This is a genomic window from Microbacterium nanhaiense (genome assembly GCF_014646015.1).
Classification (GTDB): Bacteria; Actinomycetota; Actinomycetes; order Actinomycetales; family Microbacteriaceae; genus Microbacterium; species Microbacterium nanhaiense.
On the sequence record NZ_BMMQ01000002.1, the window covers coordinates 141,260 to 155,876 of the forward strand.

Annotated in this window: 16 protein-coding genes; 9 read left to right on the forward strand and 7 right to left on the reverse strand. The window is 66.7% G+C overall.

Annotated elements, in window-relative coordinates; genetic code table 11:
* Nucleotides 1-80 precede the first annotated feature (80 nt).
* Genes qcrB through ctaE form a run of 4 tightly spaced genes read right to left on the reverse strand, consistent with a single transcriptional unit; the run spans nt 81 to nt 4,305 of the window.
* Nucleotides 81-1,754 carry a cytochrome bc1 complex cytochrome b subunit gene (gene qcrB / locus IEX05_RS03545; RefSeq protein WP_188700015.1) on the reverse strand — a complete coding sequence of 558 codons (1,674 nt, stop codon included), beginning with the start codon at nt 1,752-1,754 and terminating at the stop codon, nt 81-83.
* Complete coding sequence (qcrA, locus tag IEX05_RS03550; protein ID WP_188700016.1) at nt 1,751-2,809, reverse strand: cytochrome bc1 complex Rieske iron-sulfur subunit; 1,059 nt, start codon at nt 2,807-2,809, stop codon at nt 1,751-1,753. The genes qcrB and qcrA overlap by 4 nt, the downstream gene beginning before the upstream one ends.
* Before the next feature lie 35 nt (nt 2,810-2,844).
* Entirely contained in the window at nt 2,845-3,654 is an 810-nt protein-coding gene (gene qcrC, locus IEX05_RS03555; RefSeq protein ID WP_188700017.1) for a cytochrome bc1 complex diheme cytochrome c subunit, read from the reverse strand.
* Between the two features lie 21 nt (nt 3,655-3,675).
* Nucleotides 3,676-4,305, reverse strand: a complete 630-nt coding sequence (ctaE, locus tag IEX05_RS03560; protein ID WP_268237857.1) for an aa3-type cytochrome oxidase subunit III — start codon at nt 4,303-4,305, stop codon at nt 3,676-3,678.
* A 215-nt stretch (nt 4,306-4,520) separates the two neighbouring features.
* Between ctaE and trpD the strand changes: the two genes are divergently transcribed.
* Genes trpD through ilvA form a run of 3 tightly spaced genes read left to right on the forward strand, consistent with a single transcriptional unit; the run spans nt 4,521 to nt 7,477 of the window.
* On the forward strand, nt 4,521-5,582 hold the full coding sequence (trpD, locus tag IEX05_RS03565; RefSeq protein WP_188700018.1) for an anthranilate phosphoribosyltransferase: 1,062 nt from the start codon (nt 4,521-4,523) through the stop codon (nt 5,580-5,582).
* Nucleotides 5,583-5,639: 57 nt separating this feature from the next.
* On the forward strand, nt 5,640-6,206 hold the full coding sequence (locus IEX05_RS03570) for a LemA family protein (RefSeq protein ID WP_188700019.1): 567 nt from the start codon (nt 5,640-5,642) through the stop codon (nt 6,204-6,206).
* Between the two features lie 29 nt (nt 6,207-6,235).
* A complete protein-coding gene (gene ilvA / locus IEX05_RS03575; protein ID WP_188700020.1) occupies nt 6,236-7,477 on the forward strand; it encodes a threonine ammonia-lyase in 1,242 nt (413 codons plus the stop codon).
* Between the two features lie 61 nt (nt 7,478-7,538).
* Here ilvA and greA read toward each other — a convergent pair whose 3' ends face one another.
* Nucleotides 7,539-8,024, reverse strand: a complete 486-nt coding sequence (gene greA / locus IEX05_RS03580) for a transcription elongation factor GreA (RefSeq protein WP_229661108.1) — start codon at nt 8,022-8,024, stop codon at nt 7,539-7,541.
* A gap of 53 nt (nt 8,025-8,077) precedes the next feature.
* Entirely contained in the window at nt 8,078-8,470 is a 393-nt protein-coding gene (locus IEX05_RS03585) for a DUF4307 domain-containing protein (RefSeq protein WP_188700022.1), read from the reverse strand.
* Nucleotides 8,471-8,552: 82 nt separating this feature from the next.
* Between IEX05_RS03585 and IEX05_RS03590 the strand changes: the two genes are divergently transcribed.
* Nucleotides 8,553-8,786, forward strand: coding sequence for a hypothetical protein (locus IEX05_RS03590; RefSeq protein ID WP_188700023.1), 234 nt, complete (start codon nt 8,553-8,555; stop codon nt 8,784-8,786).
* On the opposite strand, the gene trhA is transcribed toward IEX05_RS03590, so the two are convergent.
* The gene (gene trhA, locus IEX05_RS03595) at nt 8,773-9,462 is read right to left on the reverse strand and encodes a PAQR family membrane homeostasis protein TrhA (protein WP_188700390.1); all 690 of its coding nucleotides are present in this window, start codon (nt 9,460-9,462) and stop codon (nt 8,773-8,775) included. The two genes, IEX05_RS03590 and trhA, sit on opposite strands and share 14 nt — an antisense overlap.
* 131 nt (nt 9,463-9,593) lie before the next feature.
* Here trhA and IEX05_RS03600 point away from each other — a divergent pair, with 131 nt between their 5' ends.
* The 5 genes from IEX05_RS03600 to IEX05_RS03620 all read left to right on the forward strand — a co-directional run bounded on the left by IEX05_RS03600 (nt 9,594) and on the right by IEX05_RS03620 (nt 14,615).
* Nucleotides 9,594-10,382: an isoprenyl transferase gene (locus tag IEX05_RS03600; protein WP_229661109.1), complete on the forward strand. Its 789-nt coding sequence runs from the start codon at nt 9,594-9,596 to the stop codon at nt 10,380-10,382.
* Between the two features lie 99 nt (nt 10,383-10,481).
* Nucleotides 10,482-11,840, forward strand: a complete 1,359-nt coding sequence (gene phoH2, locus IEX05_RS03605) for an RNA 5'-3' helicase PhoH2 (RefSeq protein ID WP_188700025.1) — start codon at nt 10,482-10,484, stop codon at nt 11,838-11,840.
* A gap of 110 nt (nt 11,841-11,950) precedes the next feature.
* Nucleotides 11,951-12,844, forward strand: coding sequence for a MetQ/NlpA family ABC transporter substrate-binding protein (locus tag IEX05_RS03610; RefSeq protein WP_188700026.1), 894 nt, complete (start codon nt 11,951-11,953; stop codon nt 12,842-12,844).
* Nucleotides 12,845-12,915: 71 nt separating this feature from the next.
* Complete coding sequence (locus IEX05_RS03615) at nt 12,916-13,947, forward strand: methionine ABC transporter ATP-binding protein (RefSeq protein WP_188700027.1); 1,032 nt, start codon at nt 12,916-12,918, stop codon at nt 13,945-13,947.
* Nucleotides 13,944-14,615 (forward strand): methionine ABC transporter permease, encoded by a 672-nt coding sequence (locus IEX05_RS03620; protein WP_188700028.1) that lies wholly within the window; start codon nt 13,944-13,946, stop codon nt 14,613-14,615. The genes IEX05_RS03615 and IEX05_RS03620 overlap by 4 nt, the downstream gene beginning before the upstream one ends.
* Nucleotides 14,616-14,617 lie beyond the last annotated feature (2 nt).

Below are 14,617 nucleotides of genomic sequence, written 5' to 3' on the forward strand. Positions count from 1 at the left end.
GTCCGCTTCCGGGCGCACCGACATACGAAGAAGGGCCCCGATCCGTGTGGATCGGGGCCCTTCTTCGCGAGGCGGAGGCCTTAGTGCTTCGAGTCGCCGGACTCGATCGCTCCGTGACCGTGGTCCTCGTCGCCGAACTCGTGGAGCGCGTGCTTCTGGTGCTCGAGAGCAGCCTGGTACTCCGCGTTCGTGAGGGGCTGGAGGCGGTCCTCGAAGAACCAGCGCGACATGGCGGCGCGGAACTTGCCCTTGATCTTGCCCTGGTCGTTCGGGCGAACGATGAGGGGCTCGAAGGTCTCGTCGGCCACGAGCTTCCAGCGCTCGTACTCGTCGACGGGCTTGTGGACCTCCTGGAACTCACCGCCCGGGAGACGGACGATACGACCGGACTCGTAGCCGTGCAGGACGATCTCGCGGTCCTTCTTCTGGAGCGCGATGCAGACGCGCTTCGTGATGAAGTACACGACGACCGTGCCGAGGATCAGCCCAATCTGCAGGGCGTGGATGACGCCCTCCATGGTGAGGCGGAAGTGCGTGGCGATGAGGTCGGACGACGCGGCTGCCCAGAGCATCGCGTAGAACCAGACACCGGCGGCGCCGATCGCGGTGCGCGTCGCGGCGTTGCGCGGGCGCTGTGCGATGTGGTGCTCGCGCTTGTCGCCGGTGATCCACGCCTCGATGAAGGGGTAGATCGCGACGAGGATGATGAACACCACGAGCACGATGAGCGGGATCAGGATACCCATCGGGTAGACCTTGCCGGCGATGACCCAGTCGAGGTGCGGCGGGGCCAGGCGCAGGGCGCCGTCTGCGAAGCCGATGTACCAGTCGGGCTGCGTACCCGCGGACACGGGGGAGGGGTCGTACGGGCCGTAGCCCCAGATCGGGTTGATCTGCACGAGCGACGCGATGAGCACGAGCGCACCGAAGACGATGAAGAAGAATCCACCCATCTTCGACATGTACACGGGCATCATCGGGAAGCCGACGACGTTGTTGTTCGTGCGGCCGGGGCCCGCGAACTGCGTGTGCTTGTTCACGATCATGAGCACAAGGTGAACCGCGATGAGGGCGATCACGATGAGCGGCAGGATCAGGATGTGCAGCGCGTACAGGCGGCCGACGATGTCGTGGCCCGGGAACTCGCCGCCGAACAGCAGGTACGAGATCCAGGGGCCGATGACCGGGACGGCCTTCAGCATGCCGTCGATGATGCGCAGGCCGTTACCGGACAGAACGTCATCGGGGAGCGAGTAGCCCGTGAAGCCCTCGGCCATGGCCAGGACGAAGAGCACGAAGCCGACGACCCAGTTGAGCTCGCGGGGCTTGCGGAACGCACCCGTGAAGAACACGCGGAGCATGTGCACGCCGATGCCCGCCACGAAGGTCAGCGCGGCCCAGTGGTGCAGCTGGCGGACCAGCAGGCCACCGCGGAGGTCGAAGCTGATGTGCAGCGTCGACTCCATGGCGACCGACATCGGGATCCCGCGCATCGGGTCGTAGGCGCCCGTGTAGTACGTCTCGACCATCGACGCCTGGAAGAAGAACGTCAGGAACGTTCCCGAGATCAGGACGACGACGAAGGACCACAGCGCGATCTCGCCGAGCATGAACGACCAGTGGTCGGGGAAGACCTTGCGGCCGAGGGCCTTGACCAGGCCGGACAGGCTGGTGCGCTCATCGAGGTAGTTCGCCGTTGCGCCGACGAAGCGCCCGCCGAGCGGAGCCTTCTTTTCTTCGGTAGCGGTACTCAACGGATCTCCCAGAAGCTCGGGCCGACGGGTTCCTGGAAGTCGCTCTGCGCGATCAGGTATCCCTCGGCGTCAACCGTGATGGGCAGCTGGGGCAGCGGGCGCGACGCGGGGCCGAAGACGACCTTCGCCTCGTCCGAGACATCGAACTGCGACTGGTGGCAGGGGCACAGCAGGTGGTGCGTCTGCTGCTCGTAGAGGGCCACGGGGCACCCGACGTGCGTGCAAACCTTCGAGTAGGCCACGATGCCGTCGTACGACCAGCTCTTGCGCTCCTCGCGCTCGGTGAGCTGCTCGGGCGACATGCGGACCATGAGCACCATGGCCTTGGCCTTCTCGTTGAGGTAGCCGTCGTCGTGCGAGGTGTTCGCGAGCTCTTCAGGGATCACGTGGAAGGCGGATCCGAGGGTCACATCGCTCGCCTTGATGCGCGTGCCGGAGGGGTCGCGGGTGAGGTACGAACCCTCCTTCCACATCGTCTGCTTCAGCAGGTCGACGGGGCTGTTCTCCGGGTCGTGGGGTGCGAGACCGCGGAACAGGGTGATGCCGGGGAGCACGGAGGCGATGACAGCGGCGAACAGCGAGTTGCGGATCATCTTGCGACGACCGAAGCCCGACTCCTCGTTCGCGGTGCGGAACGCCTCGACGACCGCTGCGCGAGTCTCCTCGGAGCCGCGCGTGGTGTGACGCTCCTCGACGTGCTCCTTGTCGCTCATCAGGGTCTTCGACCAGTGGATCGCACCGATACCGATCGCGAGCAGAGCGAAGGCGATGCCGAGACCGATGAAGAGGTTGTTCTGGCGGATCGAGGTCAGTTCCTGATCCTCGATCGGGAAGAGCATGTACGCGGCGACTGCCCAGATGCTCGCGGCGACCGAGATGTAGAAGAGCGTGTAGATCGTGCGCTCAGCTCGCTTCGCGGCCTTCGGATCCACATCCGTCAGGCGTTCGCGGTGCGGGGGCAGACCGGGGTTCTGAACCGGGTCATCGACCGAGACGGCGAGGCCCGAAGAAGGAACGTATCCCTTCACGGCACCCTTCGAATCGTCGTGTTCCATCGTGCTCCTTGTCACGTCAAGATCGTTCGACATGCTTAGTTCGACTTCGCGGTGATCCACACGGCGACGGCGATGAGGCCGCCGATGCCGAAGATCCAGATGAACAGGCCCTCAGAGACGGGGCCGAGCGAGCCGAGCGTGAAGCCGCCGGGGGCCTGCGCCTCCTGCTGGTAGAGCAGCGCCGAGATGATGTCGCGCTTGTCTTCCTCGGTCAGGTTCATGTTGCTGAAGACCGGCATGTTCTGCGGGCCGGTCACCATCGCCGCGTAGATGTTCTCGGGCGTGGTGTCCATGATGTCCGGCGCGAACTTGCCCTGCGTCAGGGCGCCACCCGCGGCGGCGACGTTGTGGCACATCGCGCAGTTGATGCGGAAGAGCTCCGCGCCGTGGGAGACGTCGCCGTTGCCGTCGATGATGCGCGAACTCGGCATCTCGGGGCCGGGCGCGACGGACTGCACGTACAGCGCGACCGACTCGATCTGCTCATCGGTGAACTGAACCGGCTTCTGATCGGCCTGCGGGCCGTGCATCTGCATCGGCATGCGGCCGGTCGACATCTGGAAGTGAACGGCGAGCTCACCGACACCGTTGAGCGACGGCCCGAATCCCTCGCGACCCTCGAGGTCCATGCCGTGGCAGGTGGCGCAGTTGGCCTGGAAGAGGGTTTCGCCCTCTTCCGCGCTCGCCTGCGTCGTCGTCGTGGTGGCCTCGTCCGTGGCCGCCACTGCGGCGGATGCACCCGCGTAGATGCCTCCCGTTGCGAGGAGGCCGACGCCGATCAGGATCGCAGCGGCGAACGGGCTGCGGCGACCGCGAGCGCGGCGCTTCAATTTCTCTCGTGCCATGACGGTGGTCTAGCTCCGCTCTTACTTGATGAAATAGATGACGGCGAAGAGGGCGATCCACACGACGTCGACGAAGTGCCAGTAGTACGACACAACGACCGCGGTGGTCGCTTCCTTGTGCGTGAAGCGCTTGACGGCGAACGCACGACCCAGCGTCAGGAGGAAGGCAATCAGACCGCCGGTGACGTGCAGGGCGTGGAAGCCCGTCGTCAGGTAGAAGGCGGATCCGTAGGGGTCGCTCGAGAGCGTCACGCCCTCGGTGATGAGCTGCGCGTACTCCCACACCTGGCCGGAGACGAAGATCGCGCCGAGCGCGAACGTCATCCAGAACCACGGGATCATGCCAACGCTCTTCCAGCCCTGGCCCTTGACGGTGTGCGGCTGCAGGCGCTCTGCGGCCCAGACGCCGAACTGGCAGGTCACCGATGAGAGCACGAGGATGATCGTGTTGATCAGTGCGAAGGGCACGTTCAGGTTCGAAGTCTGCTCCTCCCAGAGACCGGGGGAGGTGCTTCGAAGCGTGAAGTAGATGGCAAACAGGCCCGCGAAGAACATCACTTCCGAGCCGAGCCACACGATGGTGCCGACAGCGACACTGTCGGGGCGCTTCACTGTTCTGGGCGCAGGGGCATACGTAGCTGGGGTCGTCACCCTCTCATTATGGCCGATAACACCGCCGATTTTTTGCACCGCGCACCAAGGAAGGCAAGCCTTACCGGCTATGTTCTCACCGTGAATGCCCTCGGTAGTCGATGCGAAAGTGCAGGTCACGCGGAGAGAATGGGGTATCCACTAGCAGTTTCTGATCGGCTCCTGGCAACTTCTACGACGTGTCGAGAAGTTTTGGGTGGCCTACTGTTGCCTGTATGACACAGCCCACTTGGCCCGAGATTCTGACCACCGCGCTGTCCGGCGAGGACCTCACCGTGTCCCAGGCGGAATGGGCGATGCGGCAGGTGATGCGGGGCGAAGCCACCGACGCGCAGCTCGGCGGATTGCTGATGGCACTTCGGGCGAAGGGCGAGGCCGTCACAGAGGTGATCGGATTCCGCGACGCGATTCTCGACGCCGCCGTGCCGCTCCCCGTCGACTCGAACGTTCTCGACATCGTCGGGACGGGTGGAGACCGGTACGGCACCGTGAACATCTCGTCCACGGCGTCGATCATCGTCGCGGCATGCGACATCCCCGTCGTCAAGCACGGCAATCGCGCCGTTAGCTCCAAGGCGGGATCGAGCGACGTGCTAAGCGCGCTCGGCATCGACCTCCGCCTGTCCCCGGAAGGCGTCGCCCGCGTGCTCGATGAGGCGGGCATCACATTCGCCTGGGCCGCGGCGTTCCACCCCGGCTTCAAGCACGCCGCCGGCGTGCGTGCGGAGCTCGGCGTACCGACCGCGTTCAACTTCCTCGGCCCGCTCGTGAACCCGGCGCGCGCCGAGGCCAACGCGGTGGGAGTCGCGTCGCTCGACATCGTGCCGATCATCACGGGCGTCTTCCGGACGCGCGGCGCGACGGCGCTCGTCTTCCGAGGCGAGGACGGCCTGGACGAGCTCACCACGACCGGGTACAGCCGGATCTGGCAGGTCGCCAACGGCGACATGCACGAGTTCGACATCCACCCGCGGGATCTCGGGATCCCGACCGCGCAGATGGACGACCTCATCGGCGGGAGCCCGGAGGAGAACGCCGACACGCTGCGACGGACGCTCGCAGGCGAGCGGGGCGAGGTGCGCGACATCGTTCTGCTCAATGCCGCGGCCGGCATCGTCGCCTACCGGCTCTCGCAGGATCCGGCGCAGGCCGACCGCAACATGATCCAGCGGCTCACGGAGGCGCGGGACGAGGCCGCCGCGGCGATCGATGACGGGCGCGCGACGGCGAAGCTGGAGGCGTGGATCGCGGCCTCGACGGGCGCGGGCGCGGCGTAGGCCTCCCGCTCAGGCGCCGTGCATACGATGGTGTGACGTGATTCGAGAGGACTGCGCATGGAGTGGCTCGTACCGGTAGCGATCGTCGTTGCCGTCGTGGTGATCGCCGGAATCTATCTCTGGGCGACCTACAACTCGCTCGTGGCGCTGGGGACGCGCGTGGATGAGGCGTGGAGCGGGATCGGGGTGCAGCTGCGCCGTCGAGCCGACCTGGTGCCCAACCTCATCGAGTCGGTCAAGGGGTACGCGGCGCACGAGCGCGTCGTGCTCGCGAACGTCACGCAGGCTCGCGCGGAATCGCTGAACGCGGCTACCCCGGCCGAGGCGGGCCGGGCAGAGAGCCACATGCAGCAGGCGCTCAAGAGCCTCTTCGCTGTGGCCGAGGGTTATCCGGCGCTACAGGCGAGCCAGAACTACCTGCACCTGCAGAGCGAGCTCGTCGACACCGAGGACGAGATCCAGGCGTCGCGCCGCTTCTACAACGGTGGCGTGCGCGAGCTCAACATCAAGATGAAGCAGTTCCCCAATAACTTGTTCGCGAAGGGCCTCGGCTTCACGGAACGCGAGTTCTTCGAGGACGAGGACGCCGCGAGCGTGCGCCAGCCGCCGCGCGTTCAGTTCTGATCGCTGGCACGACCATCTCAGGAGGATGGATGACGAACGTCGAGCTCCCGACGCTTGCAGAGTTCGAAGAAGCGGCCGCGGGGCTCGCACCGGTCATCGAGCGCACACCCATTCAGTTCTCGCAGCACCTGAGCGACCTGCTCGGTCAGCGCGTCGTGATGAAGCTCGAGAACCTGCAGCGCACCGGATCCTTCAAGGTGCGCGGCGCGACGCATCGCCTTTCGCGGCTGACGGACGAGGAGCGCGCCCGCGGCGTCGTGGCCGCGTCCGCCGGTAACCACGCCCAGGGCGTGGCCCTTGCGGCGCAGCAGCTCGGCATCAAGGCGACCATCTACATGCCGCTGGGCGTGCCCGTGCCGAAGCTGCTCGCGACGCGGGGATACGGCGCCGAAGTGGTCCTCGCGGGCGATGGCGTCGAGGTCGGTCTGCAGATGGCGCTGGAGCACGCCGAGCGCGAGGGCGCCGTGATGATCCACCCCTACGATCATCGCGACATCATCGTCGGTCAGGGCACCCTCGGGCTCGAGTTCCTCGAGCAGGCCCCCGACGTCGAGACGCTCGTCGTCGGGATCGGCGGCGGCGGCCTCATCGCGGGTGTGGCGGCGGCGGCCAAGGCGAAGGTCGCGGCCGAGGCCGAGGGGCGCGAACTGCGCATCATCGGGGTGCAGGCGGAGAACGCCGCGCCGTACCCCGTCTCCCTCGAGGCCGACGAGCCCGTCACGGTGACGGTCGAGCCGACGATCGCGGACGGCATCAAGGTCGCCCGCCCCGGCGACATCCCTTTCGCGATGATTCGGGAGCTCGTCGACGAGGTCGTCACGGTGAGCGAGGACGACATCGCCCGTGCGCTGCTCGCGCTGCTCGAACGCGCCAAGGTCGTCGTCGAGCCCGCGGGTGCCGTGGGCGTTGCGGCGATCATGGCCGGCAAGATCCGCGCGAAGGGCACGACGGGGCTCATCCTCTCGGGTGGCAACATCGATCCCCTTCTCATGCAGAGGATCGTCGCCCACGGTCTGGCCGCAGCCGGACGCTACCTGACCGTGCTGATCCCGCTTCCCGACCGTCCGGGCCAGTTGGTTCACGTGTCCGAGACGCTTGCGCAGGCGGGGGCGAACGTCATCGAGGTCTCGCACACGCGCCACGGGCAGGGGCTCCAGATCAGCGAGGTCATGCTGCAGATCTCGGTCGAGACGCGCGGCGAGGAGCATCGCCAGCTCGTCCTCGAGGCGCTTCGATCGGCCGGATTCCGTCCGCAGGTCGTACAGGACTAGAACCACGAAGGGGCGGGGCGGGATCCATTTGGATCCCGCCCCGCCCCTTGTCGATGCCGCGTCAGCCGGTGAAGGTCTCGACGGCGACGATCTCGACCGGAATCGTCTTGCCGTTCGGGGCCTGGTAGGAGCCCTTCTCGCCGACCTTCATGCCGTTGATCGCGGCACCGAGCGGGCTCTGCTCGCTGTAGACGTCGAGATCGGTTCCGCCCGCGATCTCGCGACTGCCGAGCAGGAACTTCTCCTCGTCGCCGAAGATAATCGCGGTGATCACGGTGCCGGGGCGCACGACGCCGTCGGCCTCCGGTGCCTCGCTGATCTTGGCGTCCTTCAGCATCGCGGTGAGCTGGCGGATCCGCATCTCCTGCTTGCCCTGCTCATCCTTCGCGGCGTGATAGCCGCCGTTCTCGCGCAGATCGCCTTCTTCGCGCGCTGCCTCGATGCGCTTGGCGATCTCCTCGCGGCCGACGGTCGAGAGGTGCTCGAGCTCGGCGGAGAGGCGGTCGTACGCCTCCTGGGTCAGGAACGGCGTGGTCTCATCAGACACGATGAATCTCCTTACACAGATCTGCTGATCCGATGGTGGGTATCCGAGTGAATCTACCGGATGAAGCAGGAAACGACGACACCGGTCGTCGCCGTGTCGACCGTGCGGAGGATCGTCGAGTGCTCGCTCGAGATCGACTCCGTCGGGGGGATCTCGACGACCTGCCATCCCACCTTCGCGAAGCTCTCATCGAGCGCTTCGAGCACGCAGGCTACCTCGTCGTCGGTAGGCATCGTCACCCGGTAGCGCACCTCGACGTGCCCGCTGTCGATGACCTCGAAGCCGAGATCGTCGTAGCTCACGGTGTCTCGCGAGTTCTGCACGACCGACCAGCCGATCACCACGACGAGCACGAGACCGATGGCGCCCGCGATCGTCAGCCACAGCCGCATCGCGGAGCGTGTCGTGCGGCCGTAGCGATCGTCGAGCTCTGCCTGCGTGGTCACGAGCACCTCTCAGCCGGGGGCGATGGGGGAGGAATAGGGTGGTGCTGTTCCAGATTAGCCGTCGAAAACCAGGAGTTCCTCGATGCCCTTCCAGTTCAGCACTCCGGTTCCGTCGCCGTCGCCGTCGATCGATCCGTCGATCGTCACCCCGGGAACCCTGGGCTGGATCGTGGTGCTGGTGCTCGCGATCGCCGTCGTCCTCCTCGCGATCGACATGCTGCGACGCGTGCGGCGGGTGAAGTACCGCGAGGAGGTCAACGAGGCGCTCGACGCCGAGCAGGCAGCCGAGCGCGACGAGGGCATCAACCCGCGTTGAACGCGGGATCCAGCGCGATTAGGAGCGACCCGGCCCAGTGGCAGAGGAATGCCAGGACCGTGCACACGTGGAAGATCTCGTGGAAGCCGAAGTGGTTCGGCCACGGGTTCGGCTTCTTGATCGCGTATACGACCGCGCCCACGGAGTAGAGCACGCCCCCGATCACGACGAGGATCATCATCGCCGGGCTCGCGCGGAACAGCTGCGGCATGTACATCACGGCCGCCCACCCCAGCACGAGGTAGAGCGCGACGTAGAGCCAGCGCGGCGCGCCGATCCACAGGACGCGGAACAGGATGCCGAGGATTGCGCCGCCCCACACGAGGCTGAGCAGCAGAACGCCTTCTTCGGGCGGGAGGGCGAGCACGCCGATCGGAGTGTAGGTGCCTGCGATGAGCAGCAGGATGTTGGCGTGGTCGATGCGCTTGAGCACGGCCTTCGTGCGAGGGCGCCAGTTGAACCGGTGGTAGACGGCGGAGTTGCCGAACAGCAGGAGTGACGACACCATAAACACCGCCGAGGCCCACTTGGCGGGGGTTCCGTGGGCGAGACTGATGAGGACGATTCCCGCGGCGAGTGCGACCGGCGCGGTTCCGGCATGGATCCAGCCTCGCCAACTCGGCTTGATGTCGGCGCTCAGCGGGGCATCGGCTTCGATGAGGGGGAGTCGGGGCATAGCGGCGCCGACTTCGGGGGATCCGGGCGTCTCGTGGCTCTCCATCTGCTGAGCCTATGACGCGTTGTATGCCCGGAGCGACACATGCGGCCTCTCCGCGGTCGTCCGGGGAACGGGGGTATCGTCAAGGAGTGGTTAGCAGCTCGGGTTCGAATGAGGGCAAAGGTCCCCTCTACCGCCTTTACGGCTCGCGTCTTCGGCGCCAGATCTCTCCCGACAGGGTTCCCCAGCACGTTGCGATGATGATCGACGGCAATCGCCGCTGGGCCCGCCAGCTCGGGTTCGAGACGCCTGCACACGGGCACCGGGCCGGTGCCGACAAGATGGTTGAGTTCCTGGGCTGGTGCGACGAACTCGGCATCAAGGTCGTCACCCTCTATCTGCTCTCCAACGACAACGTCCTGAAACGGGATCAGGCGGAGCTGCAGGACCTGATCCAGATCATCGCGGATCTGGCCGGTCGGTTGTCCCGGCGCGGGGAGTGGCGCGTGCAGCACGTGGGGCGCGAGGACAACCTGCCGCCCTCGCTGCTCGAGGCCCTTCAGGACGCCTCGGAGTTGACGCGTGCGAACAGCGGCCTCCACGTGAACCTTGCCGTCGGCTACGGCGGCCGGTATGAGATCGTCGACGCAATGCGGAAGATCATTGCGAAGCACGCGGACCGTGGGGGCACGCTCGAGGAACTCGGGGCCAGCCTCACGCCGGAGATCATCGGCGAGCACCTCTACACGGGCGGGCAGAAGGATCCCGATCTCGTCATCCGCACCTCGGGCGAGCAGCGCCTGAGCGATTTTCTTCTGTGGCAGAGCGCGCACAGCGAGTTCTACTTCCTCGAGGCGCTCGGCCCCGATCTGCGCAAGGTCGACTTCTTGCGGGCCATCCGCGACTACGGCTCCCGCGATCGGCGATTCGGCAAGTAAACGACGCGTGAAGTTTCGGCAACCCCCGTTCCGAATAACATGCGTGTGATTTACCGTCGACTCATCAGGCACGGCGCTCGATGAAGGGACGCGGAGATCATGACCGCAGGCACATCAAAGATCAGCCGGAGGCGCGCCGCGGCGCCGTCTCGCGGGACCGAGAGCGCGCTTCGCACCTATGTGCTCGACACCTCCGTGCTGCTGAGCGATCCGCGAGCGCTCTTCCGATTCGCGGAGCATTCCGTCGTCATCCCGATCGTCGTCGTGACGGAGCTCGAGGGTAAGCGCCACGACCCGGAGATCGGATACTTCGCCCGTCAGGCCCTGCGACACCTCGACGACCTGCGCGTGGAGCACGGCCGCCTCGACTTCCCCGTGCCGACCGACGGCGGCGGCACGATCCGCGTCGAGCTGAACAGCTCCGACCCGACGGTTCTTCCGAGCGGCATGCGTCAGGGCGACAACGACGCGCGGATCCTCGCGGTCGCCGCGAACGTCGCGAACGACGGCCAGTGGGTGACGATCGTGTCGAAAGACGTCCCCATGCGGGTCAAGGCGGCGTCGCTGGGGCTCGGCGCCGAGGAGTACCTCGCGGAGCAGGCCGTCGACTCCGGATGGACCGGCATCGCGAACCTCGCGGTCTCCGCGGAGGAGATGAGCGACTTCTACGAGGCGGAGGTCGGCGTTCATGACGAGGTGAAGGGCCTGCCCGCGAACACGGGGCTCGTGATCTCGTCCGAGCGCGGCTCGGCGCTCGCCCGCGCGACCGGGGCGGACGGCGAGTTCCGCCTGATCCGCGGTGACCGCGACGTCTTCGGTCTCAACGGTCGCTCGGCGGAGCAGCGGATCGCGATCGACCTCCTGCTGGATCCGTCGGTGGGGATCGTCTCGCTCGGTGGACGCGCCGGCACGGGAAAGTCGGCGCTCGCGCTGTGCGCGGGGCTCGAGGCCGTCCTGGAACGGCAGCAGCAGAAGAAGATCATCGTCTTCAGGCCTCTCTTCGCCGTCGGCGGGCAGGACCTGGGGTATCTGCCAGGTGACCAGGGCGACAAGATGACGCCGTGGGGGCAGGCGGTTTTCGACACGCTCGGATCCGTCGTCTCCGACAACGTCGTCGACGAGGTGATGCAGCGCGGGCTGCTCGAGGTGCTTCCGCTTACGCACATCCGCGGGCGCTCGCTGCACGACGCGTTCGTGATCGTCGATGAGGCGCAGTCTCTCGAGCGCAACGTTCTCCTCACGGTGCTGAGCCGTATCGGTCAGAACGCACGCGTGGTGCTGACGCACGATGTGCAGCAGCGAGACAACCTGCGGGTGGGCCGGCACGATGGCATCGCGAGCGTCATCGAGACCCTCAAGGGCCACAGTCTCTTCGGACACGTGACGCTGACGCGCTCGGAGCGGAGCGACATCGCGGCGCTCGTGACGAGCCTCCTCGAGGACGGCGAACTCGGCTGAGCGTTGCGTTCTGTGTCGGTCGATGTCGCTCTGTGTCGGCTGATTCCGCGTCGACGCGGGGGAGTGCTTACCGTGGATCCACACAGCACTCTGGACGAGGAGAACTCACCATGGCACGTTTCACTCGCGCATTCGCGCCCCTCGCGATCGTTGGAATTCTCGCTGCCGCCGGTTGCGCCGGTGGCGACGCTGGCGTCGCGGCGGGCACGGAGGACGACCCGATCAAGCTCGGTGTCGTCGGCGCCTCCGACCCGTACTGGGACGTGTACGAGAAGGCCGTCGAGGCGGAGGGCATCTCCCTCGAGATCGTCGATTTCTCCGAATATTCGCTCGTCAACCCCGCCCTGAGCGAGGGCGAGCTCGACATCAACCAGTTCCAGCACATCCAGTACCTCGCCGACTACAACGTGCACGCGGACGACGACCTGCAGCCCATCGGGGCGACGGCCATCTACCCGCTCGGCCTGTACTCGACGAACTACGACTCGATCGACGCCATTCCGGACGGCGAGACCGTCGTCGTGCCGGACGACACCGTCAACCAGGCGCGCGGACTCCTCGTGCTCCAGAAGGCGGGTCTCGTCACCCTGAAGGACGGCGGCAACTCGACGTCAACGCTGCAGGATGTCATCGAGGAGGAGTCCCGCGTCACGGTCGAGGCGCTCAAGGCCGACCTCACGGTGACCTCCCTGCCCGACGTCGCCGCGGCGATCGTGAACAACGACTTCCTCGAGGCGGCGGGCCTCAAGGCCGGCGACGAGCTCATCGCGGACGACCCGGCCGACCCGGCCGCGCAGCCCTATGTCAACATCTTCGCGGTGCGCGCCGATGACGTCGAGGACGAGACCCTGAACAAGCTCGTCGAGATCTACCACTCGACGCCCGAGGTCCTCGACGGCCTGCGCCAGCAGTCCGGAGACTCGGCCGTGTTCTTGACGACGCCCGCGGCAGACCTGCAGGCATCGCTCGAGGAGACCGAGAAGAACATCGCGGCACTCGACTGAACTACCATCGAGCGCGGGCCCTCACACGGGGTCCGCGCTCGTCGCGTGTACCGAAGGATCCAGCAGAACGCATGCCACACATCACCCTGACCGACGTCAGCAAGACGTATCCTCCCCAGAAACGCCGCGGCGCACCCGTGACGGCCGTGGACGCGGTATCGCTGGAGATCCAGCGCGGCGAGATTTTCGGCGTGATCGGCTACTCCGGCGCGGGCAAGTCGACGCTCGTGAGGCTGGTGAACGGGCTCGAGCCCGTCACGAGCGGATCCATCGAGATCGACGGGGTGGACGTCACGCGGCTGTCCCCTGCGAAGCTTCGGGATGTGCGGCAGAAGATCGGGATGATCTTCCAGCGCTTCAACCTGCTGCGCTCGCGCACGATCAGCCAGAACGTCGCCTATCCGCTCGAGGTCGCGGGGCTGCCCCGCGCCGCCCGCAAGGCCCGCGTCGCGGAGCTCCTCGAGTTCGTCGGCCTCAGCGACAAGGCCGATGCGTACCCGGAGCAGCTGTCGGGCGGCCAGCAGCAGCGTGTCGGAATCGCCCGCGCCCTCGCGGCGCACCCGGAGATCCTCCTCGCCGACGAGGCCACCAGTGCCCTCGACCCGGAGACGACCGACGAGGTGCTGGATCTGCTCGCACGCGTCAACCGCGAACTCGGCGTGACGATCATCGTCATCACGCACGAGATGGACGTCATCGCGCGGATCGCCGGACGCGTCGCGGTGATGGAGAAGGGGCGGGTCGTCGAACAGGGCGACACCTACGACGTCTTCACGGATCCGCAGACCGCGACCACCCGCCGTTTCGTGCGCACCGTGGTGCGCGCGCTGCCCGACGGCGACGCTCTTGCCGCCCTGCGCGCACAGCACGAGGGGCGCCTGCTGACGATCTCCTTCCGAGACGACGGGGTGAACGAGGCCCGCGTGTTCGGTGCCCTCGCGCGCGCGGGCGTCGACTTCAACCTGGTGCACGGCGGCATCGACGACATTCAGGGCCGGGTGTACGGCCTCTTGACGATCGCCGTCCGCGGCGAGGAGAGCGCCGTCCGCGCGGCTCTCGACGGAATCGGAACGAGCGTGACGGTGACGGAGGTCGACGCATGAATGACATCATCGAACGGATCGCCGAGATCGCGCCCGTGCTCTTCGAGGAAGCCGGCACGACCCTCTGGATCGTCGCCGCGTCGCTGGTCTTCGGCGGGATCGCCGGCCTCATCGTCGGGACGGCGCTCACGGTCACGCGCAAGGGGGCGATCCTCGCGCAGCCGGTCGTGTTCTGGATCCTCAACGCGCTCGTGAACACGTTCCGCCCCGTGCCGTTCATCATCCTGCTCGCGGCGCTCCAGCCGCTCGCGCGCGTCGTGGTGGGGCGCGGGATCGGCAACGAGATGATCGTGTTCACGATCTCGATCGCCGCGACCTTCGGCATCGCCCGCATCGTCGAGCAGAACCTCGTCACCGTCGATCCGGGGGTGGTCGAGGCCGCCCGGGCGATGGGCGCGGGCCCGTGGCGCATCATCCGTACCGTGATCCTGCCCGAAGGGCTGGGCCCTGTCATCCTCGGCTACACCTTCGCGACGGTCGCGATCATCGACATGACGGCGGTCGCGAGCACCGTGGGCGGCCAGGGACTCGGCTCCTACGCGCTCAACTACGGCTTCCGCCAGTTCGACATGGTGGCGCTGTGGAGCGCGCTCGTCGTGATCATCATCATCACCCAGGTCGTGCAGGCGCTCGGCAACTGGCTCGCTCGCCTGGTGCTCAGGCGCTGATG

Excerpts from the sequence above, each read along its gene's own strand:
- qcrA (WP_188700016.1), bottom strand. The coding sequence starts at position 2,809 with ATGGAACACGACGATTCGAAGGGTGCCGTGAAGGGATACGTTCCTTCT.
- qcrC (WP_188700017.1), bottom strand. The coding sequence starts at position 3,654 with ATGGCACGAGAGAAATTGAAGCGCCGCGCTCGCGGTCGCCGCAGCCCG.
- trpD (WP_188700018.1), top strand. The coding sequence starts at position 4,521 with ATGACACAGCCCACTTGGCCCGAGATTCTGACCACCGCGCTGTCCGGC.
- IEX05_RS03570 (WP_188700019.1), top strand. The coding sequence starts at position 5,640 with ATGGAGTGGCTCGTACCGGTAGCGATCGTCGTTGCCGTCGTGGTGATC.
- ilvA (WP_188700020.1), top strand. The coding sequence starts at position 6,236 with ATGACGAACGTCGAGCTCCCGACGCTTGCAGAGTTCGAAGAAGCGGCC.
- IEX05_RS03590 (WP_188700023.1), top strand. The coding sequence starts at position 8,553 with ATGCCCTTCCAGTTCAGCACTCCGGTTCCGTCGCCGTCGCCGTCGATC.
- trhA (WP_188700390.1), bottom strand. The coding sequence starts at position 9,462 with ATGCCCCGACTCCCCCTCATCGAAGCCGATGCCCCGCTGAGCGCCGAC.
- phoH2 (WP_188700025.1), top strand. The coding sequence starts at position 10,482 with ATGACCGCAGGCACATCAAAGATCAGCCGGAGGCGCGCCGCGGCGCCG.
- IEX05_RS03610 (WP_188700026.1), top strand. The coding sequence starts at position 11,951 with ATGGCACGTTTCACTCGCGCATTCGCGCCCCTCGCGATCGTTGGAATT.
- IEX05_RS03615 (WP_188700027.1), top strand. The coding sequence starts at position 12,916 with ATGCCACACATCACCCTGACCGACGTCAGCAAGACGTATCCTCCCCAG.
- IEX05_RS03620 (WP_188700028.1), top strand. The coding sequence starts at position 13,944 with ATGAATGACATCATCGAACGGATCGCCGAGATCGCGCCCGTGCTCTTC.